Below are 19,449 nucleotides of genomic sequence, written 5' to 3' on the forward strand. Positions count from 1 at the left end.
CGTTCGGTTCGCGCGCCGGCTGCGGCGCGCGTGCTCGTGCCCGGCTCAGTCGGCCAGCACCCAGGTGTCCTTGGTGCCGCCGCCCTGGCTCGAGTTGACGACGAGCGACCCCTCCTGCAGCGCGACGCGCGTGAGTCCGCCCGGCGTGATGCGGATCCGGTCCGACACCAGCACGAACGGCCGCAGGTCGACGTGGCGAGGCGCGAGGCCGGCTTCGGTCAGGATCGGCGTCGTGGACAACGCCAGCGTGGGTTGCGCGATGTAGTTCGCGGGCCGCGCGCGCAGCTTCGCGGCGAATGCCTCGAGTTCGGCCTTCGACGCGCACGGCCCGACCAGCATCCCGTAGCCGCCCGAGCCGTGCACTTCCTTCACGACCAGTTCGTCGAGATGGTCGAGCACGTATTTCAGGCTGTCGGCCTCGCCGCAGCGCCAGGTCGGCACGTTCTCCAGCAGCGCCTTGCGGCCCGTGTAGAACTCGACGATCTCCGGCATGTACGAGTAGATCGCCTTGTCGTCGGCGATGCCGGTGCCCGGCGCGTTCGCGATCGTGATGTTGCCGGCGCGGTAGACGTCCATGATCCCGGCCACGCCGAGCACCGAATCGGGGCGGAACGTGAGCGGATCGAGGAACGCATCGTCGACGCGACGGTACAGCACGTCGATCGCCTGGAAGCCTTCGGTCGTGCGCATCGCGACGCGGCCGTCGACCACCTGCAGGTCGCTGCCCTCGACGAGGTGCACGCCCATCTGGTCGGCGAGGAACGAGTGTTCGTAGTACGCGGAATTGTGGATGCCGGGCGTGAGCACGGCGATGGTCGGGTTGTCGGCGTTGCCGCCCGGCGGGCACACGGCCGCGAGCGACTGGCGCAACATCTGCGGATAGGTCTCGACCGGGCGCACCTTGACCTGCTGGAACAGCTCCGGGAAGAGCTGCATCATCGTCTCGCGGTTTTCCAGCATGTACGACACGCCCGACGGCGTGCGTGCGTTGTCCTCCAGCACGTAGAACTCGTTTTCACCGGTGCGCACGATGTCGACACCGATGATGTGCGTATAAACGTTGCCGGGCGGCCGGAAATCGATCATCTCGGGGATGAACGCCTCGTTGTGCGCGATCAGGTGCTTCGGCACGATGCCCGCGCGCACGATTTCCTGGCGGTGGTAGATGTCGTCGAGGAACGCGTTGAGTGCCATCACGCGCTGCTCGATGCCCAGCGACAGCCGGCTCCATTCGGCGCCCGAGATGATCCTCGGCACGATATCGAATGGAATCAGCCGCTCGGCGGCTTGCGCGTCGCCGTAGACGGCGAACGTGATGCCCGTCCTGCGGAACACACCTTCCGCATCGTGGGCCTTCTGGGCGAGGCTCGCAGGGTTCTGCGTGTCGAGCCATTGCTTCAGGCGCGCGTAAGGCGCCCTCACCATCTCGCCGGATTGCAGCATTTCATCGAACGGTTTCATCGAATTGTTCTCCATCGTTCTTCCCCGGCATTGCGCATGCCGGACCGGCGTCACACCTTCTTTGCAAGGAACGTGCCTTGCGCTATCCGCTCGATTCCCCCCTTTTTGCGCCGCGCCGCGCACGTTCGTGCGCCACGCCGCACCACGACGGTGCAGCGAAGGCCCTCTGGGCGGCGTCCGCGCGCCACGATCGCGCGCGACCGATGCCGCGCCTGTCGAACATAGTTCCCCCGCGTGTCACGAATGTGCAATCTGCACCGCACCATATGCACGCGCGCACCGATCGTGCGCGTGATGGCGAATCGTGCCCCCGCACCGTCCGCCCTCGTCTCGGCTTCGCGATCCCCGACGCCCGCCTGCCGGCCGGGATGGCACGCTGCCTGGCCGTCGCGATGGACTCGGGGAAAGGCGGGCCAGCCACGCAATCCGCGCGGCCGGCCCTGGGGAAGTACCGTCTGCGGCCGCACCGGCGTTCGACGCGGTGAACTAACCGGTTAGCCGTGTTCGGCGCCTCAAACTTATGCAGCCGTAATGCCGCCGACAACGCTCATGCATATTTCGACTGACACCGATCGAAAAAAAACATCGGCTGTTTGCGCACGAGGCACGGTAGGCTAGAAGGTTCGTGCAGCGAAACGGCGCCGCCGCCCCGGTGGGCGCCGACCATAAAAAGCGAAGATCGAAATGGAAGCGAAGTGGCTGGAAGATTTCCTGAGCCTTGCGGATACCAAGAGCTTTTCCCGGGCCGCGCGTCATCGGCACCTCACGCAGTCGGCATTCAGCAGACGAATCGCCGCACTCGAAACGTGGATGGACGCGAAGCTGGTCGACCGCAGTATCAACCCGATCGCGCTGACGCCGGCCGGACAGATGTTCCGCGGGCTGGCGGCGGACATCCTGCGCAGCATGTATGCGGCACGCAACCTCGTGAACGGCTACGACCAGTTCGCGGCAAGCGACCAGGTCGTGCGCTTCGCGGTCGCGCATACGCTCGTGTTCACGCTGTTCCCCGAATGGCTCAAGCAGCTGAATGACGAAGTCGGCCACGTGACCGCGCGCGTCAACGCGGTGAACGTGCCCGAAGGCGTGCAGCAGCTCGTCGAAGGTGAATGCGACCTGCTGCTCGGCTATCACCATCCGCAGTTGCCGATCGTGCTCGATCCGAACCACTTCCCGTTCGTCACGCTCGGAGTCGAACGGATCCTGCCGGTGTCGACGCCCGACTCGCGCGGCAAGCCGGTATTCGAACTGCCGGGCGCGCCGGACGCGCCGCTGCCGCTGCTCGCGTATTCGTCGGGCGCGTTCCTCGGGAACGTCGTCGAGATGCTGCTGCTGAACGCGTCGGAATCGTATGCGCTGCATCGGTGCTTCGAGACGCACATGTCCGAGGCGCTGAAGGGCATGGTCGTGGCCGGGCACGGGATCGGCTGGCTGCCGGAAAGCTGCGTGGCGAAGGAGCTCGCGGAAGGTTCGCTCGTCTGCGCGGGTTCGGCGGACTGGATCACCGAACTCGAGATTCGCCTGTACCGGTCCGCGCGCAAGCGCGGGCTCGCGGCCGAACAGCTGTGGACCTACATCATGAACCGGCCGCGCGCCGCGGCCGACAGCACGATCGCGGCCGATCCGATCGCGCCGGCCGTGCGCATTGCGCGCCGCAGTGCCAGCGGCGGCCGATAGCCCCCATCCCCGTCCCTCATCGTCTGACTCGCCGGCGCACGATGCGCGGATAACCGGGCGTCGCGCCGTCATTCCAGCGGCGCCCGGCAACGAGCACTTTCCGGTCCTGCCCGGGGTTTTGATGGAATATCGCACGTTGAATCAAGCGCGTAAAACAGCCAAACGTTTGCGAGTCCGAGCTGTATTTATTTCTATCACAAATATCCCTCCCGAATAACTTGCCGATTTCAACAGCGGAAATAACCTGTTACAGAACAAAATAAAAGTTTCGATTTGCATGGAACGACGATTCGCGCCAAAGCCGTCGCACCCTCTTTTTCGATTTCTACAATGTGTACACCGATTTCATCGCGATGCCTTGAATACAGAGGCAAAACTTCCTTTTATCAGTCATTATTTTCGGCACGAATTCCGGTACCTCTTACGTCGTAAATTTCCCGCCGGGTCATCGCTACCGCTGAGCAAATTTCATGTCCGGCAATATCGCCTTTATTCTGCTGAGAGGCATTCGTCGAATAAATCAGAATCCTATTTAAATAAGACATTTTAAACAGTGTGCCATTCGGGCTACACATAGTTGTTTGTTCAAAACCCATCGTGTATCAATAGCATGTCGCAAAAGCACGCAGATAATTTCGACTCGGAATAAATGCGTTGTCATCGATTCCGGATGGAGGTTGCAATGTCTTCCTCGTCATTTAAACAGCATGCTCGCCCGCGCCTCGGCATCGTCATATTCGCACTCTGCATCCATGCCGTGGCCCAGGGCCAGACCCAAACCGAGAAGCCTGCGTCCGGTGCGGGCCCGGAGCGATATGTGATTTCGTACATCTGCGGTGATGGACGAATCGACGGTACGGCGCCGCTTCCCCCCGACGGCCGTCCGTACAACCTCGGCGTGTCGTTCGTATCGGGCGGCACCGGGCAGCCGCTGTCGAACGTCCAGGTGCGGCTGCGGCGACATGGACGCGTGCTCGTCGAGTTCAAGGCAACGGGGCCGCGCTGTCTGTTCAGCGTGCCCGATGCAAGTTACCGGGTCGAAGGAACCTATCAGGGGGCCACGCAGTTCGCGATCGTCGAAACGGGTGCGCTCACCACGCAGTTGAAATGGTGAGCCCCGCCTGAATCCGCGTGCCGACAGCGCGCAATCACGCCATTCACCGCCATCCATCGAAGCGAGGAACATTGAATGACTCGTGCAGATCGACCGGACGGCTCGCCCGCCCGTCAGCCGAAACCCTCCTGGGGTCCGGGCAGGAATGCGGCGCTCAGCATCGTTGCGTTTGCCGCGATCTTCGGTGCGTTCGCGTATGTCGAGCGCGACGTGGGTGTAGGCAACGCATCCCACACAACCGTGACGCACGACATCGCCGGCGTGATCGGCTCCGCCGTCGGGAAATATCGCAACGCCATTGTGGCCGTGACGGACAACGCTTCCGGCGCCTCCGCGCCCGCCGGCGTCGCATCGACCGTCGCGCAGGCCGCGCCGGCTGCGTCGTCTGCAGCGGCCGCGCCCGTGATGTCCGCCGCGGCCGAACCGACCGTGCGGCCGCAAATGGCGGCCCGCTCTCACGCGAAGCACACGCGCCGTGCGCATGGGTCATCCACGACGCTCGCGGCCAACGCGCACGCCGCATCCGCCGGCACTCGCGCCACGCGCTCATCCGAAGCGCACCGGACGTCGCGCTCGCAAACGCTGGCGCGCACGAAAAAACCCACCGACCCCGAGCCGAGAGTTCAGCCGCATTCGTATATCGCAGACTCGGCGCACATGGAGGCTGCCAGCGTCACGCGCGAGGAGGTGGAAGGCGCCCGCGCCCTGGCCAAGGCGCGCTCGTGCGCACAGATGGACAAATGGAACTGCGTGGAGCAAAACGCGAGCCGGGCACTCGCCATCGACCCGAAGAACAGCGAATCGCGCGCGCTGCTTGGACAAGCGATCCGCAACCGCCTGTGAACCGGCCGGATGCGGCCGGGTCTCGCCACCCGGCAGCGTGACGGTCGGCGACGAGCGTCGTCGGGCATGCAACCGATGTGATCGATTCGAAGTGAGGACATACCGTGGCCAACAATCGTAAACAACAATGCACCACCGTCGCTCCGTCCAACCGGCGGATCCTCCTGCATGCGCCATTGCTGTTGCTGCTCGTCGCGTCCGGCCCCTGCTTCGCCGCCGAAGGCGACGCGGAACCGGGAAGCGCGCGCGAAATCGCCGGGACCAACGGCGCGCGGGATGCGCTGCCGCCCGACATGCAGCCAACGGGGGCGCCGATGCAGGTCGCCCAGGGTTCGGGCGCTCTGCCCCCTCAAGCGCCGACGCCGATCGCGCAGGCGTCCGACGCGTCGGTGCAGATCGCTCAGGCATCGAATATGCCGACCACGGTCGTGGTGGAACCGGAAGCGCCGCAATCGAGCGACCCGGCGCCTGGCGCGCAGTCATCGGGTACGCCGGCGCCGGTCGCGCAGACGCGGGACACGCCGATGCAGCTGGCGCAGGCATCCGACACCGCACCGCCGAATACGCCGGCACCGGCCGCGCAGACGCCGGACGCGCCGATGCAGCTGGCGCAGGCATCCGACACCGCACCGCCGAATACGCCGGCGCCGGTCGCGCAGATGCCGGACGCGCCGATGCAGCTGGCGCAGACATCCGACACCGCACCGCCGAATACGCCGGCACCGGTCGCGCAGATGCCGCCTGCACAGGCCGCCAGCACTCAATCGCCCGATACGCCAGCGCATACCGTCCCAACCACATCCGATCCATCCGCATCCGCTGCGCCGGCGCCGAGCGCGCATACCTCGGACATCCCGCTGCAGCCCGCACAAGCCGCGACCACCACGCCGCCGAATGCGCCGACGCAAACCGCTCAGGCATCCGGCACGCCGATGCCGAACTCGCCCGCGCCCGTGACGGAGATGCCGGGCGCGCAATCGCCGTCGTCCCAAGGGCCGAGTTCACAGACGCCCGGCGCCCAGCTACCCGGCGAATCCATGCAACGATCGCAAGGACCTGACGTCGAAATGCCGAATGCCCAGGCACCGAACCTCCGCACCGCCGACGTCGCGACCGTGCGCAACGACGTGTTCGGCCTCGCCGCGAGCGGCGGCGCGATCAAGGCGCTCGAGGAAGCGAAGGCGCGGCCCGATGCATTCTCGGCCGTCGACATCGCGCAACTGGAAGAACTGTCGATTCGTCAGCAGGTACGAGGCGGACGCGACAAGTCGCGCTCGATGACGAGTGCGGACCGCTTCGACGGACTCGACAGCGCACTGCGCGCGGCGGACGACCTCGACAAGCGAATGCCGGCCACGCCCGAATACACGCCGGTCAGGACGGCGCTGGCGGGCGATCGCACGATCGCCTATGCGGCACGCGGCGACATGAAGACGGCCGTCGCGACGTTCGAGACGATTCCGTCCAACGCTGAAATCTCGATCGACGCGCTGGCGGCCGTCGGCGACGCCTATCTGTACCTGAGCGAGCCGGCCAAGGCGAACGCCGTCTACGCGCGTGCGCTGCAGCAGGCCACCGCGTCACCGACGGATCGCGCGACCCGCGGCTTCCAGTACGGTTCGCGCACGCGTCCGATCGAACTGCGCGAAGGGCTGTTCTGGTCGTACGTCGACCAGGGACGCGCGGCGGACGCGAAGCAGGTGCTCGACGACATGGGCAAGTCGCTGCCGCCGGCCAAACAGGTGACCAACGTCGGTCCGGGAGAAAGCGACTATCTGCGCTACTACCGGCTGCGCGCGCAATACCTGATCTTCACGGGTCATCCCGACGAAGGGATCGCCGCACTCGAAGAACTCGAGAAACAGGTGCCGTTCAACTCGGAGATTCGCGCCGCACACGCCGACGCGGTGTCCAGCCAGTCGCATCCGCGCCAGGCGATCGCGATGTATCGCGCGTCGCTGACCGACCACCCGGACAGTGTCGAGATGCTCGCGGGCCTCGGCCGTGCGTCGCTCACGGCAGACGACTATGCGAGCGCGAAGTACGTCGACCAGACCCTGGGCAACACGTTCCCGGACAGCGGCGCCGTGCGCGGCTTCAAGCGCGACTACAAGGCGTACCGCAGCCCCGTGTTCACGACCGACCTGAGCTACGAGCACGGCAACAGCGCGCTGGCCGACAACAGCTTCACGTCGGACAGCTATGTGTATTCGCAACCGTTCGGCGACAACTGGCGCGTCTTCTCGCACACGTTCTTCGGCTATGCGCAGACCGACTCCGGCAACGTCAGCCGCACGCGGACAGGCGTCGGTGGCGACTACCGGCACGGGCCGCTCACCGTGCAGGGCGAAGTCACGCGCTCGTTCGGCTCGGACGGCCGAACCGGCGGACGCGGGTCGATCGCGTACGCGCTGAACGACTACTGGACGGTCAGCGGCGCGCTCGACACCAACGACAACTCGCTGCCGTGGAAGGCGTATGCCGCGCACATCTGGGGCCGCTCGGCGAACGTCTCGGTCGTGTATCGCCAGAACGACCGTCGCGAGGTCAAGCTGAGCTACGGCGTGAGCCGCTACAGCGATTCGAACCTGCACCAGGAGATCTCGGCGACCGCCACGCAGCGCGTGTACACGTCTGCCAACCAGCTCGTCAACGTATCGCTCGATCTCGGCACCGACAGCAACACGCGCCAGGACGCGCCCTACTTCAGCCCGGGCCGCGACTACGCGGCCGCGGCGACCGTCATGCACCAGCTGATGCTGTGGAAGAAGGGCGACATGGGGCTGAAGCAGCGCATATCGGTGTCGGGCGGCGTATACAACGAGCGCGGTTTCGGCACGAGCCCGCTGTGGAGCGCGCGCCTCGAGCACGCGTGGACGTTCAAGCACGACATCACGCTGAGCTATGGCGTCGAGATCAGCAGCCACGCATACGACGGCGAGCGCGAACGCTCCGAAACCGGCTTCCTGTCGGTCAACCTGCCGTTCTAGCAAGGAGATCGAGTGATGCAATCAAGACGGACCTTCATGTGCGGATGCATGGGCGCATTTGCCGCCTGTTCGCTGTTTCCGGGCGTGACCAATGCCAAGATGATCGACCTGCTGCCGCCGTCCGATCCGGCCGACGGCAAGACGTTTCGCGTGATCTGCATGCATGACGTGCGTGACAACCTGATGGCATCGTTCTCGTCACCTTCGGCTTTGGTGGACCCGTTCGCGGTCGATACCGGCACGCTGACCGCGATCTTCTCGTGGCTGCAGACCAACAACTACCACACCATCACGGTCAAGCAGATCGAAGAGTCGCGGCACGGCGGCAAGCCGCTGCCGCCGCGCGCGGTGCTGCTCACGTTCGACGACGGCTTTCGCAGCCACTACACGAAGGTGCTGCCGCTGCTCGAGCGCTTCAAGTATCCGGCCGTGATGGGCATCGTCACCGCGTGGATCGATACACCGCCGGATACGCCGATCCGCATCAGCGACAAGATCCAGGTGCCGCGCGACTCCTTCCTGTCGTGGGACGAGGTGAAGAAGCTCGGCCAGTCGAACCTCGTCGAGCTCGGCTGCCATACCCACAATCTCCATCATGGCGCAATCGCGAATCCGCAAGGCAACGAGTTGCCGGCGACCACGTCGCACCTCTATCTCCAAAACGAGAAACGCTATGAAACCGACGCCGAATTCCAGGCTCGCGTACACGACGACCTGCAGACCTGCGTGCAGCAGATCCGCGAACATACAGGCATCGTCGCACGTTCGATGGTGTGGCCATACGGCGCGGAAAACCAGCCCGTGCGCCAAATATCGACGTCGCTCGGGATGGACATCCAGTTCAGCCTCGACTCCGGTCCGAATACGCCGGACGTACCTCTGGACCGGCTGAGACGGATCCTGATGATGTACGACGTCGACATCGGCGGGTTCGAGCGCTCGATGCGCGAGCCGGCGTCCAACCGCGGCGACGTCGACGTGCCCGAGCGCACCGTGCAGGTCGATCTCGACCAGGTCTACGACCCGGATCCCGGGCGGCAGGAAGCGAATCTCGGCAAGCTGGTCGAGCGCATCTACCGGATGCAGCCGAAATCGGTGTATCTCCAGGCGTATGCGGACCCGAAAGGCACCGGCGTGGCCGAAGCGGTGTATTTCCCGAACCGGCACCTGCCGATGCGCGCCGACCTGTTCTCGCGCGCCGCGTGGCAGCTCAACACGCGTTCCAACGTGCAGGTGTACGCGTGGATGCCGGTGCTCGCGTTCCGGCCGCCGGCCGACAAGCAGCGCGGGCTCGAGGCCGTGAGTGCATACGGCGGCGCACCGGCCCGCGAGAACGGTACGCGCATGTTCCGGCTGAGCCCGTTCGATCCGGACGCGCGGCTGATGATCGAGCAGATCTACGAGGATCTCAGCAAGCACGCGTCGTTCAGCGGCATCCTGTTCAGCGACGACGCCGTGCTCGACGACTACGAGGATGCGGGCCGGCATGCGCTGCGCACCTATGCTCAGTGGGGGCTGCCGGCCGACGTCGGCAAGATCCGCGAGAACCCCGACCTGATGAAGCGCTGGACGCGCCAGAAGTCGCGCTACCTGATCGACCTGACCCGCCAGCTCGAACAGATCGTGCTGGCCCACCAGAACGTGGGCGACGTGCTGACCGTGCGCAACATCTTCGCGATGCCGGTGCTCAAGCCCGAATCGGAAGCGTGGTACGCGCAGAACTACGACGATTTCCTCGCCACCTACGACTACGTCGCGCTGATGGCGATGCCGTACATGGAGCAGGCGAAGGATCCCAATGGCTGGCTGGACCAGCTCGTCAAAGCCGTGCGCGCGAAGCAGCGCGGGCTGCAGCGCACCGTGTTCGAACTGCAGTCGTACGACTGGCACGCGCAGAAGGCGGTGCCGGCCAGCACGCTGCTCACGCAGATGCGGCGGCTGCGCAGCGAAGGCGCGGTGAATTTCGGCTACTACCCGGACAACTTCCTGAACGGCCAGCCGGAGCTCGATGCGATGCGCGACGTGATGTCGCTGAAGAGCCGCCTCGACCCCACCTCGATCAACGCGCTGATGCAGATGCAGCATACGCAGGGGACCAAGACACCATGACCACCCATAGCATCATCCAGCGCCTGCAGGACTTCGTCTTCTACTATCCGTTCTTCATGTCGTACCTGTGGATGATCGGCGGTGTCGTGCACTACTTCCTGCTCGAGGAAGGCCGCGAGCTGTCGATGCGCACGATCGCGTCGAGCGGCATCCCGAAGATCTCGATCGTCGTGCCGTGCTTCAACGAAGCGGCCAACGCGCGCAGCGTGATCCGTCACCTGGACGCAATGGACTACCCGAACTACGACATCATCGCGGTCAACGACGGCAGCAAGGACCGCACCGGCGAGATTCTCAACGAGCTGGCCGTCGAGATCCCGCGGCTGCTCGTGATCCATCACGCGCGCAACGAGGGCAAGGCGGTCGGGCTCACCACCGCGGCAGCCGTATCGAACGCGGATTACCTGCTGTGCATCGACGGCGACGCGCTGCTCGCGCACGATGCGATCGGCTGGATGCTCGAGCATTTCCTGACCGATCCGGGCGTCGGCGCAGTCACCGGCAACCCGCGCATCCGCACGCGCACGTCGCTGCTGGGGCGCATGCAGGTCGGCGAATTCTCGTCGATCGTCGGGCTGATCAAGCGCACGCAGCAGGTGTACGGCCGCATCTTCACGGTATCGGGCGTGATCACGATGTTCCGCAAGACCGCGCTCGCCGATGTCGGCTACTGGAGCTCGGACATGCTGACCGAGGACATCGACATCAGCTGGAAACTGCAGTGCCGCGACTGGCGCGTCGTGTACGAGCCGCACGCGCTCAGCTGGATCCTGATGCCCGAGACGCTGAAGGGGCTCTACCGGCAGCGGCTGCGCTGGTCGAAAGGCGGCATCCAGGTGCTGCTCAAGTACGCGGGCACGCTCGCGCGGCCGACGCAGATGATGATGTGGCCGCTGTTCGCCGAGTACCTGATCGGCATCGCGTGGGCGTACTCGATGTCGTTCATCCTGCTGCTCGCGCTGATCGACCTCGTCTACCCGCTTCCGCAGAGCTGGCATGTGTCCGTGGTGCCGCACTGGCACGGGATGCTGCTGGTCGCGACCTGCATCCTGCAGCTGATCATCGGCAGCATGATCGATCGTCGTTACGACGAGAAACTCCTGATGTACTTCCTTGACACCATCTGGTACCCCGTCGCGTTCTGGCTGATCAGCATGATCACCACCGTCGTCGCCCTGCCCGCCGTGTTACTGCGGGGCCGCGGCAAACGCGCCGTTTGGGTCAGTCCCGACCGAGGCATTCAACATGAAGAACGCGCCGATTATTGACCTTTCCCTGCGCGCGCCGCGCGAACTGATCGCCGAGCGCGGCAACATCGTCGGACCCGTGCTCGTCGCGTGGTTCCGCCTCGTGCGGCCCGCGCTGGTCGGGGGTGTCTGGGCATCGATTTGCATCTATACGTATCGCTACCTGCTGCCGTTCAACCAGGCCGAGATGCCGATCGAGCAGATCGTGTTCTACGTGACGAGCATCGCGCTGATCGCCGGCACGATCGTCACATGGCTGATCGCCGGGCGCGTCGTGCATCCGCTCGCGTACCGGTTGCGCGTGTCGAAAATGCTGCGGCGCTCGGCCGGCGTAAAGGCGCGCTCGGTGCCGGCAACCGCGCTCGCGGGTGCCCGCCGGCGCGGTGCGCGGCGCACGACGCGCATTCTCGTCGCGTCGCACGACGCGAACGGCTCGATCTCGGGCATCGAATGGGTCGCGCATGCGGGACCGCAGCCCCGCGAGTAGGTCACCGGAAACGTGCCGCGCCGGGCGCGACGCATGCCGCACGGCGCGACACCGCTCCTGAAATCGTGCTGCCGCGCGTCGCGCGCCAGCCGGCAACTTCCTGTAGACGAGGTGAATCATGTGCGGAATCGTCGGAGCAAGCGGCCTGAAGAATCAGGTGCCGCAACTGGTCAATGCGCTGAGCCGGCTCGAGTATCGCGGCTACGATTCGTGCGGCATCGCCGTGCTGCGTGATGGCCGCCTGCGCAGCGAACGCACGTTGCGACGCGTGGCGGACCTGCAGGACCGCGTGCTGACGCTCGGTCTCGAAGCGCAGACCTGCATCGCGCACACGCGCTGGGCGACGCACGGCGCGCCGTCGGAAATGAACGCGCACCCGATCATGTCGGGCGACACGATCGCGGTCGTGCACAACGGGATCATCGAAAACCATGAGGCATTGCGCGCCGAACTGCGCGAGGGCGGCTATACGTTTCGCGGCGAAACCGACACCGAAGTGATCGCGCACCTGATCCACAGCGTGTATAGCGACGACCTGTTCGATGCCGTCATCCGCGCGGTCAAGCGGCTGCACGGCGCGTATGCGATCGCCGTGCTGAGCGCGCGCGAACCGCAGCGGCTCGTCGCCGCGCGCGCCGGCTCGCCGCTCGTGATCGGCATCGGCGCGGACCAGAACTATCTCGCGTCCGACTGCGCGGCACTCGGCGACCTGACCGACCGCTTCGTCTACCTGGAAGACGGCGACGTCGCGCTGATCACGCCGGAGCGCATCGACGTCGTCGATTCGGTCGGTTGCGAAGCCAGGCGTCCGCTGTGCGAGGTCAAGGCACGCAATGACGACGCCGCGCTCGGCCCGTACCAGCACTTCATGCAGAAGGAGATCTTCGAGCAGCCGAAGGCGATCGCCGCCACGATCGACGGCATCGACACGATCTCGCCCGCGCTGTTCGGCGGCAACGAAAGCACCCGTGCATTGTTGTCGAGAACCCGGAGCGTGCTGCTGCTCGGCTGCGGCACCAGCTACTACGCGGGCCTGACGGCGAAATACTGGCTCGAGGGTATCGCGGGCATCCCCGCACAAGTCGAGATCGCGAGCGAGTACCGCTATCGCGATACCGTGCCCGATCCGCGCACGCTCGTCGTCGGCATTTCGCAGTCCGGCGAGACCGCCGACACGATCGGCGCGATCGAGCGCGCGCGCGGGATGGGACAGGACCTGTCGATGGCGATCTGCAACGTCGCGACCAGCTCGATCGCGCGCACGGCACCGCTCTGCTTCCTGACGCGTGCCGGCATCGAGCTCGGCGTCGCGTCGACCAAGGCGTTCACGACGCAGCTCGTCGCGCTGTTCCTGCTGACGCTGGCGCTTGCGCAGCAGCGCGGCCGGCTCGACGCGGCGCATGTGGCAATGCACCTGAAGAAGCTGCACGAACTGCCGGAGCGCATCGGCCACGCACTCGCGCTCGAAACGCAGATCATGGGCTGGGCCGCAAAGTTCGCGCGCACCGAGAACGCGCTGTTCCTCGGTCGCGGCATTCACTATCCGATCGCGCTGGAAGGTGCGCTGAAGCTCAAGGAAGTGTCGTACATCCATGCGGAAGGCTATCCGGCCGGCGAGCTGAAGCATGGCCCGCTCGCGCTCGTCACGAGCGCGATGCCGGTCGTCACGATCGCACCGGACGACCGCCTGTTCCAGAAGCTGAAGTCCAACATGGCCGAGGTGCGCGCACGCGGCGGACGGCTGTACGTGCTCGCGGGCAATCATCTCGAGATCGACACCGACCGCGACACGCACCTGATCCGCGTGCGCGAATCGGGCGACGCGCTGTCGCCGATCGTCAACGTGATCCCGCTGCAGTTGCTCGCGTATCACGTCGGCTGCGCGCGCGGCGCCGACGTCGACAAGCCGCGCAACCTCGCGAAATCGGTCACCGTCGAATGATGCGACGGCCGTTCGTGGCGCACGCATTTTCCATGCGCACACACGCGGCCCGGCGTGCCGCCGCGTGGCGCGTCGCAACCGCGCTGTGCGGCGCGTGCGGTGCCGTCGCCACGCCGTCGTACACGTGCGCCGGCGCACCGGTCGTGCATACGGTCGCCGTGCAGGAACCCGCGGCGCCACCGGAAAGCGGCGACCCGCGGCGCTTCATGCACGGGATCGGCGTGGCCGACGCCGGCGGCGGGCGGCGCTGGGTGTTCTTCAGCAGTTCGGGCATCGTGCCGCACGGCGCGCTGCGCAACGGCAACTGGCCGCATGACGTGTATGTCGGCCAGTGGCTGCCGGGCAAGCCGCGCTTGCTGCGCGTCCATACGTTCATCAGCCGCCCGGAAGCGCAGGAACCCGTATCGATCGCGCAGAATCCGCGCGGCGACATCTTCGTCACGTTCGAGGACGGCTGGAACACGCCGCAGGTGGTCAGCCAGCGATACGGTGTCTATCGGCGCGACCTGAAGCCGATCAAGCCCTACCCGAACGATGTCGAGGCGGGCGGCCACTCGGGGCACGTCGCCGCGGTGGGCGAACGCTTCGTCGTGTTCTATTCCGCAGACTGGATCGACGGCGGCGGCGTCGACAACCTCGGCACCGGCGACGGCGTCTACGTGAAAACCTACGATGCCGAAGGACGCGTGCTGAACCATGTGTCGGTCGCGCCGCACCGCCGCGAGTGGTGGCCCGTGGTCGCGGGCTCGCCGCACCGCGCGCTGCTGGTCTGGCAGAAATACATCGAAGGCAGCACGGACGCGACGCTCGAATACGCGATGTTCGATCCGGTCACGGCGAAGCTCGACACGCTCGGGCCGCTGAACGACGCGATCCAGTACTACGTGTATTCGTCGGCCTATGTGCCGGCGGTCGACCGTTTCATCGTCGTCACGACGACCGCTGACCATCACAGCGTCGCGATGCTGATCGATCCGGACGGGCGTCGCCTCGCCACGCTCGACTGCCTGCCGGCGTCGGTGCGCGAGTCCGGGATCGGCGTCGACGGCACGCATGCGTATGTGCCGACTCGCGACGGGCGGCTTCTGACGCTGGCGCTTTCGCCAACGGGCATGTCGGTGAGCGGCGTGCAGCGCTCGCCGGTTCCGTGGGGCGCGACCGGCATCGCCGGGTTCCCGGCACGCGACGGGGCGATGCATTTCGTATCGCTGACACCGTCCGGGACGCGCGAAGCGGATTTTGACACCGCACGGGAAGCGCCGTTGCCGAAGGCCGACGCGCAGTGTCCGACACATTGAGATCGTGGCGCGTCGATCCGGATCGACGCGATTCGCCCGCGCATTTGCGCCGCTGCCCGAATCGTACGGCGCGATCGCTCCGCACGCATTCGGCGGCCGGGTAGCTGGACACGCTGCTGCCTGCCGGCCGGCCGGCCCGCTCCCGGCCACGCCCATGCTTTCGCGCTGCAGTCGCCAGCGCCGCCCGTAGCGGATAGACTGTCGCCCGATTCCTTCATCGGCCGCGGCGCACGCGTCCTATGCCGCCGCCAGAACGCCCCGCCACGGAGAACGAATGCTGAAGCGCCAGTGGTTTTCGCTGTTGCTGCTGACGGTGTGCCTGATCGCCACGCGCGCGTCAGCACAGGGCTCGCTCGAGCTCGAGACCGGCGGCACGCCGCGCGTCCTGACGCGCCAGGCGCTGCTCGCGCGCACCGACGCGACGGACATCCACGTGCCGCGCGACATTGCGTACGGCCGGCCGATGACGTTCCGCGCGGTGCCGTTCGCCGCCCTGCTCGGCGACACGCCATTGCCTGCCGACGGCGTGCTCGAAACACGCGCGGCCGACGGTTTCGCCGCACAATTGCCGCTGGATCTCACGCGCCGCCGCACACCGGCCGGCGCCGTCGCATGGCTCGCGATCGAGGATCCTGCGCACCCGTGGCCGAAGCTGCCGGGCAAGCAGGTCAGCGCAGGGCCGTTCTATCTCGTGTGGTTGGGACCGGACGCGTCGTCGGTACGGGGCGAACAGTGGCCGTATCAGATCGTGCGCATCACGATCGAATCGTCGCCGCTCGCGCGCTGGCCGTCGCTCGCCGTCGATCCGGCGCTGCCTGCGAACGATCCGGCCCGCGCGGGCCAGCGACTATTCGTCACGCAATGCCTCGCATGCCATCGTCTCGACGGCGCGGGCAGCAGCCAGGCCGGCCCCGACCTGAACGCGCCGATGAATCCGGTCGACTACTTCCAGCCCGCCGCGCTGCGCCGCTACATCCGCAATCCGGCATCGGTGCGCGACTGGCCGGGCCGCGCGATGCCGGCGTTTCCGCCCGATCAGCTGAGCGACCGGGAGCTCGACCAGGTCGTCGCGTACCTCACGTACATGGCGCGGCGCAAGGCCGGCAAGTAAGCCGCGCCTGTCACGTGCCCATCAGGCGCCCGCTTCCTGCGCGCTCTGCAGCACCGCGCGCAGCAGCACGTCGGCGCCTGCCGCCGACCATTCCGGCGTGATCGCCTCGGCCTCGTTGTGGCTCAGTCCGTCGACGCAGGGCACGAAGATCATGCCGGTCGGCGCGACGCGCGCGACATAGCACGCGTCATGGCCCGCACCGGACACGATGTCCATGTGCGACAGCCCGAGTGCCTGCGCAGCGTCGCGCACCGCGTCGATGCAGCGTGGCGCGAACGGCACCGGCGGATATGTGAAAATCTGCTCGATCTGCGCGCCGAGGCCGGCGTCGGCCGCCACGCGCGCCAGCTCCGCACGCAGCGCCGCATCGAGTTCATCGAGCACCGCATCGTCGGGATGGCGGAACTCGACCGTGAAGAAGCAGCCGCCCGGTACCGTGTTGCGCGAATTCGGCCGCGCCTCGATCATCCCGACCGTCGCGCGCGCGTGTGGCGAATGGCGACGGCCGAGCGCATCGACGAACTCGATCATCCGCGCGGCACCCACCAGCGTGTCGCGCCGGAACTCCATCGGCGTCGTGCCCGCGTGCGCATCGACGCCCGTCAGCGTCACCTCGTACCAACGCTGCCCCTGCCCGGCCGTCACGACGCCGATCGTCTTGCCCGCGCGTTCGAGAATCGCGCCCTGTTCGATATGCAGTTCGTATGCGGCATGCACCGGATAGCCGCCGACGGGCTCGGCGCCCGCGTAGCCGATCCGCGCGAGTTCCTCGCCGATCGTCTTGCCTGCGCCGTCGGTGCGGGACAACCCGTATTCGAGCGGATAGACGCCCGAGAACACACCGGCCGAGATCATCGCCGGCGCGAAGCGCGAGCCTTCCTCGTTGGTCCAGATCACGACGTCGATCGGGCGCTCGGTCTCGATGCCCGCATCGTTGAGCGCACGCACGACCTCGAGGCCGCCGAGCACGCCGTAGATGCCGTCGTAGCGGCCGCCGGTCGGCTGCGAATCGGCGTGCGAGCCCGTCATCACCGGTGCGGCGTCGGGATTGCGGCCCGCGCGTCGTGCGAACACGTTGCCCATCTGGTCCACCCGCACCGTGCAGCCGGCGTCGCGCGCCCACTGCACGAACAGGTCGCGCGACTCGCGGTCGAGATCGGTCAGCGCGAGACGGCAGACGCCGCCCTTCGGCGTCGCGCCGATCTGCGCCATCCGTTCGAGCGATGCCCACAGCCGCGCGCCGTCGACGCGCAGTACGCCCGCGAGGTCGTCATGCATTGCCGGCCTCCGCTGCATCGTCGCGCGGCGCGGCCTGCAGCGCATAGCGGAAATCGCAGCGCTTGCCGCCCTGCATGATCGTGCTCGTGCGCGTCAGCGCGATGCGCGGGTCGTAACCCTCGATGAAGTAGCTGTCGCGCGCGCAGCTCAGCAGGTGGCCGATCTCGCCGAGCCCCATCGCGTGATACATCTCCGCATAGCTGCAGCGATGCACGTCGTAGTCGTAGTGCGCGTCGTCCGCGCGATGCACCTCGACGTCGAGCGCGTCGTCCTTCTCCCACAGCACCTGCAGCGCGATGAACGACTGCACGCTCGTGCCGTCGTGCTCCTGCGCGGCGAACGTGCGGCCTGCGTCGACAGCCGCGCCGCGCACGGCTTCGGCGATCACGGCCTGCGCGCGCTCGGTGCCGAACTCGCGCTTCATGATCTCGTAGATCGGCTTGATGATTTCCGCTTCGATGCGGCGCCGCGCGAGGATACCGAGGCGCGTGTCCTCGGGTGCCGCCGCGGATGCATGGGTCGTGTCGGTCATGGGGTTCGTCTCCATCGTCATTTCGTTGCGGTGCGCGCGCCGCCGAGCACGTCGACGACGGCCCACTTGCCGTCGCGTACCTGGTAGATCGTGAACGCAGGGTCCTTCAGGTTGCCTTGCTGATCGAACGCGACCCGGCCGGTCACGCCGGGCCGGTCGATCGCGCGCACCGCCGCGACCAGCTTCGCGGGCTGCGTCGTGCCGGCCTTCTGCGCGGCCGCGATCAGCGTGGCGGCCGCGTCGTACGCGAACGGCGCATGCAGTTCGATCGGCGCATGAAAGCGTGCGCGGTATTGCGTGTCGAACGCCTTGCCGCCCGGCATCCGGTCGAGCGGCAGGCCCGGTTCGAGCGCCGTCACGCCGTCGCCGTCCTTGCCGGCGAGCGACAGGAAGGTCTGGCTCACGAAGCCGCCGGCGCCGAGCAGCGGCGCGCTCACGCCGAGCTGGCGCATCCGGCGCGCGATCGGCGCGGCCTGCGCGTCGAGCCCGCCGAAGAACACGAGATCCGCGCGCTTGCCCTTGATCGCGGTCAGCACGCCGCTGAAATCGGTCGTCTTGTCGTTCACGTACTGGCGATCGACGATCGTGCCGCCGTTCGCCTGCACGCCCTTGATGAACTGGTCGGCCAGCCCCGCGCCGAACGACGTGCGATCGTCGATCACCGCGATGCGCTTCGCCTTCAGCGTCTTCACCGCATAGGCACCGGTGAAGTTGCCGCCCGTATCGTCGTGACCCATGATGCGGAACGCCGTCGCATAGCCCTGCTGCGTGTACGGGTGGCCGGTGGATGCCGGCGCGATCTGCGGGATGCCCGCATCGCGATAGACGCGCGACGCCGGCACGCTGCAGCCCGTATTCCAGTGACCGACGACGCCGATCACGTGCTGATCGACCAGTTGCTGCGCGACCGCGACGGCCGTGCGCGGATCGGATTGGTCGTCGGCCGCGACGAGCTTGTAGACGACCGGCTTGCCGCCGATGCTCGGATGCTTCGCGTTCGCGTCGTCGATCGCGAGCTGCGCGCCGTTCTGCAGGTCCTTGCCGATCCGCGCGGACGGGCCGGTGAGCGGCGCGGCAAGACCGATCAGGATCGTCTGCGGCGCGGACTGCGCGAAGGCGGGAACGGCAGCGATCAGCGTGGCCACGGAGAATGCGAGGCTGGCGGGAAGAAAAGCGATTTTCATGTGCGGGGGTCAGTGATTCGGATCAAAACATGAAAAATATTAAATATTCAGCATCTTCGCCCCAAATACTCAATTGTTGGATGCTTATGCCATTCCCGACACAATAACGTAATTGCCTGTAAATACAGGGTATTTTCACGTTGTCACTTACCCTGATTTTTCGATAAAATTCGATA

The 19,449-nt window shown here is 66.4% G+C and carries 15 protein-coding genes; 10 read left to right on the forward strand and 5 right to left on the reverse strand.

The genetic code is table 11. The features are described from left to right. Positions 1 to 45: 45 nt before the first annotated feature. The gene (locus AC1Z3W_RS10815) at positions 46 to 1,461 is read right to left on the reverse strand and encodes a circularly permuted type 2 ATP-grasp protein (RefSeq protein ID WP_483507569.1); all 1,416 of its coding nucleotides are present in this window, start codon (positions 1,459 to 1,461) and stop codon (positions 46 to 48) included. Between the two features lie 684 nt (positions 1,462 to 2,145). On the opposite strand from AC1Z3W_RS10815, the gene AC1Z3W_RS10820 reads away from it, so the two are divergent. Next, positions 2,146 to 3,138 carry a LysR substrate-binding domain-containing protein gene (locus tag AC1Z3W_RS10820; RefSeq protein WP_057923770.1) on the forward strand — a complete coding sequence of 331 codons (993 nt, stop codon included), beginning with the start codon at positions 2,146 to 2,148 and terminating at the stop codon, positions 3,136 to 3,138. 386 nt (positions 3,139 to 3,524) lie between these two features. Here AC1Z3W_RS10820 and AC1Z3W_RS10825 read toward each other — a convergent pair whose 3' ends face one another. After that, the gene (locus AC1Z3W_RS10825) at positions 3,525 to 3,734 is read right to left on the reverse strand and encodes a hypothetical protein (RefSeq protein ID WP_483507570.1); all 210 of its coding nucleotides are present in this window, start codon (positions 3,732 to 3,734) and stop codon (positions 3,525 to 3,527) included. 86 nt (positions 3,735 to 3,820) lie between these two features. Between AC1Z3W_RS10825 and AC1Z3W_RS10830 the strand changes: the two genes are divergently transcribed. The 9 genes from AC1Z3W_RS10830 to AC1Z3W_RS10870 all read left to right on the forward strand — a co-directional run bounded on the left by AC1Z3W_RS10830 (position 3,821) and on the right by AC1Z3W_RS10870 (position 16,279). Then, positions 3,821 to 4,252: a hypothetical protein gene (locus AC1Z3W_RS10830; protein ID WP_124832724.1), complete on the forward strand. Its 432-nt coding sequence runs from the start codon at positions 3,821 to 3,823 to the stop codon at positions 4,250 to 4,252. 75 nt (positions 4,253 to 4,327) lie between these two features. After that, positions 4,328 to 5,095, forward strand: a complete 768-nt coding sequence (locus AC1Z3W_RS10835) for a hypothetical protein (RefSeq protein WP_124832725.1) — start codon at positions 4,328 to 4,330, stop codon at positions 5,093 to 5,095. Positions 5,096 to 5,199: 104 nt separating this feature from the next. Further along, a complete protein-coding gene (gene pgaA, locus AC1Z3W_RS10840; RefSeq protein WP_124832726.1) occupies positions 5,200 to 8,085 on the forward strand; it encodes a poly-beta-1,6 N-acetyl-D-glucosamine export porin PgaA in 2,886 nt (961 codons plus the stop codon). Between the two features lie 15 nt (positions 8,086 to 8,100). Then, positions 8,101 to 10,194, forward strand: a complete 2,094-nt coding sequence (gene pgaB / locus AC1Z3W_RS10845; RefSeq protein ID WP_124832727.1) for a poly-beta-1,6-N-acetyl-D-glucosamine N-deacetylase PgaB — start codon at positions 8,101 to 8,103, stop codon at positions 10,192 to 10,194. Beyond that, the gene (pgaC, locus tag AC1Z3W_RS10850) at positions 10,191 to 11,462 is read left to right on the forward strand and encodes a poly-beta-1,6-N-acetyl-D-glucosamine synthase (RefSeq protein WP_057923775.1); all 1,272 of its coding nucleotides are present in this window, start codon (positions 10,191 to 10,193) and stop codon (positions 11,460 to 11,462) included. Before pgaB ends, pgaC begins: the two co-directional genes overlap by 4 nt. After that, complete coding sequence (locus AC1Z3W_RS10855; protein WP_124832729.1) at positions 11,440 to 11,928, forward strand: Biofilm PGA synthesis auxiliary protein PgaD; 489 nt, start codon at positions 11,440 to 11,442, stop codon at positions 11,926 to 11,928. Before pgaC ends, AC1Z3W_RS10855 begins: the two co-directional genes overlap by 23 nt. Before the next feature lie 118 nt (positions 11,929 to 12,046). Continuing rightward, positions 12,047 to 13,870 carry a glutamine--fructose-6-phosphate transaminase (isomerizing) gene (glmS, locus tag AC1Z3W_RS10860; protein ID WP_483507571.1) on the forward strand — a complete coding sequence of 608 codons (1,824 nt, stop codon included), beginning with the start codon at positions 12,047 to 12,049 and terminating at the stop codon, positions 13,868 to 13,870. A 32-nt stretch (positions 13,871 to 13,902) separates the two neighbouring features. Next, positions 13,903 to 15,168 carry a hypothetical protein gene (locus tag AC1Z3W_RS10865; RefSeq protein WP_483507572.1) on the forward strand — a complete coding sequence of 422 codons (1,266 nt, stop codon included), beginning with the start codon at positions 13,903 to 13,905 and terminating at the stop codon, positions 15,166 to 15,168. A gap of 274 nt (positions 15,169 to 15,442) precedes the next feature. Next, a complete protein-coding gene (locus AC1Z3W_RS10870; protein ID WP_483507573.1) occupies positions 15,443 to 16,279 on the forward strand; it encodes a c-type cytochrome in 837 nt (278 codons plus the stop codon). Positions 16,280 to 16,300: 21 nt separating this feature from the next. Here the strand turns inward: AC1Z3W_RS10870 and AC1Z3W_RS10875 are convergent, their stop codons facing one another. Genes AC1Z3W_RS10875 through AC1Z3W_RS10885 form a run of 3 tightly spaced genes read right to left on the reverse strand, consistent with a single transcriptional unit; the run spans position 16,301 to position 19,273 of the window. Then, positions 16,301 to 17,557 (reverse strand): Zn-dependent hydrolase, encoded by a 1,257-nt coding sequence (locus AC1Z3W_RS10875; RefSeq protein ID WP_124832731.1) that lies wholly within the window; start codon positions 17,555 to 17,557, stop codon positions 16,301 to 16,303. Further along, a complete protein-coding gene (locus tag AC1Z3W_RS10880; protein ID WP_124832732.1) occupies positions 17,550 to 18,089 on the reverse strand; it encodes an L-2-amino-thiazoline-4-carboxylic acid hydrolase in 540 nt (179 codons plus the stop codon). The genes AC1Z3W_RS10875 and AC1Z3W_RS10880 overlap by 8 nt, the downstream gene beginning before the upstream one ends. 17 nt (positions 18,090 to 18,106) lie before the next feature. Continuing rightward, positions 18,107 to 19,273 (reverse strand): branched-chain amino acid ABC transporter substrate-binding protein, encoded by a 1,167-nt coding sequence (locus tag AC1Z3W_RS10885; RefSeq protein WP_124832733.1) that lies wholly within the window; start codon positions 19,271 to 19,273, stop codon positions 18,107 to 18,109. Positions 19,274 to 19,449: the final 176 nt, after the last annotated feature.

The organism is Burkholderia sp. 10_S31 (assembly GCF_056930375.1).

What these genes read in the sequence shown, in the direction of transcription:
- AC1Z3W_RS10855 (WP_124832729.1), top strand. Translation starts at nt 11,440, where the DNA reads ATGAAGAACGCGCCGATTATTGACCTTTCCCTGCGCGCGCCGCGCGAA.
- AC1Z3W_RS10870 (WP_483507573.1), top strand. Translation starts at nt 15,443, where the DNA reads ATGCTGAAGCGCCAGTGGTTTTCGCTGTTGCTGCTGACGGTGTGCCTG.
- AC1Z3W_RS10880 (WP_124832732.1), bottom strand. Translation starts at nt 18,089, where the DNA reads ATGACCGACACGACCCATGCATCCGCGGCGGCACCCGAGGACACGCGC.
- AC1Z3W_RS10835 (WP_124832725.1), top strand. Translation starts at nt 4,328, where the DNA reads ATGACTCGTGCAGATCGACCGGACGGCTCGCCCGCCCGTCAGCCGAAA.
- AC1Z3W_RS10865 (WP_483507572.1), top strand. Translation starts at nt 13,903, where the DNA reads ATGCGCACACACGCGGCCCGGCGTGCCGCCGCGTGGCGCGTCGCAACC.
- pgaB (WP_124832727.1), top strand. Translation starts at nt 8,101, where the DNA reads ATGCAATCAAGACGGACCTTCATGTGCGGATGCATGGGCGCATTTGCC.
- AC1Z3W_RS10820 (WP_057923770.1), top strand. Translation starts at nt 2,146, where the DNA reads ATGGAAGCGAAGTGGCTGGAAGATTTCCTGAGCCTTGCGGATACCAAG.
- AC1Z3W_RS10825 (WP_483507570.1), bottom strand. Translation starts at nt 3,734, where the DNA reads ATGGGTTTTGAACAAACAACTATGTGTAGCCCGAATGGCACACTGTTT.
- pgaC (WP_057923775.1), top strand. Translation starts at nt 10,191, where the DNA reads ATGACCACCCATAGCATCATCCAGCGCCTGCAGGACTTCGTCTTCTAC.
- AC1Z3W_RS10885 (WP_124832733.1), bottom strand. Translation starts at nt 19,273, where the DNA reads ATGAAAATCGCTTTTCTTCCCGCCAGCCTCGCATTCTCCGTGGCCACG.
- AC1Z3W_RS10830 (WP_124832724.1), top strand. Translation starts at nt 3,821, where the DNA reads ATGTCTTCCTCGTCATTTAAACAGCATGCTCGCCCGCGCCTCGGCATC.
- AC1Z3W_RS10875 (WP_124832731.1), bottom strand. Translation starts at nt 17,557, where the DNA reads ATGCATGACGACCTCGCGGGCGTACTGCGCGTCGACGGCGCGCGGCTG.
- glmS (WP_483507571.1), top strand. Translation starts at nt 12,047, where the DNA reads ATGTGCGGAATCGTCGGAGCAAGCGGCCTGAAGAATCAGGTGCCGCAA.
- AC1Z3W_RS10815 (WP_483507569.1), bottom strand. Translation starts at nt 1,461, where the DNA reads ATGAAACCGTTCGATGAAATGCTGCAATCCGGCGAGATGGTGAGGGCG.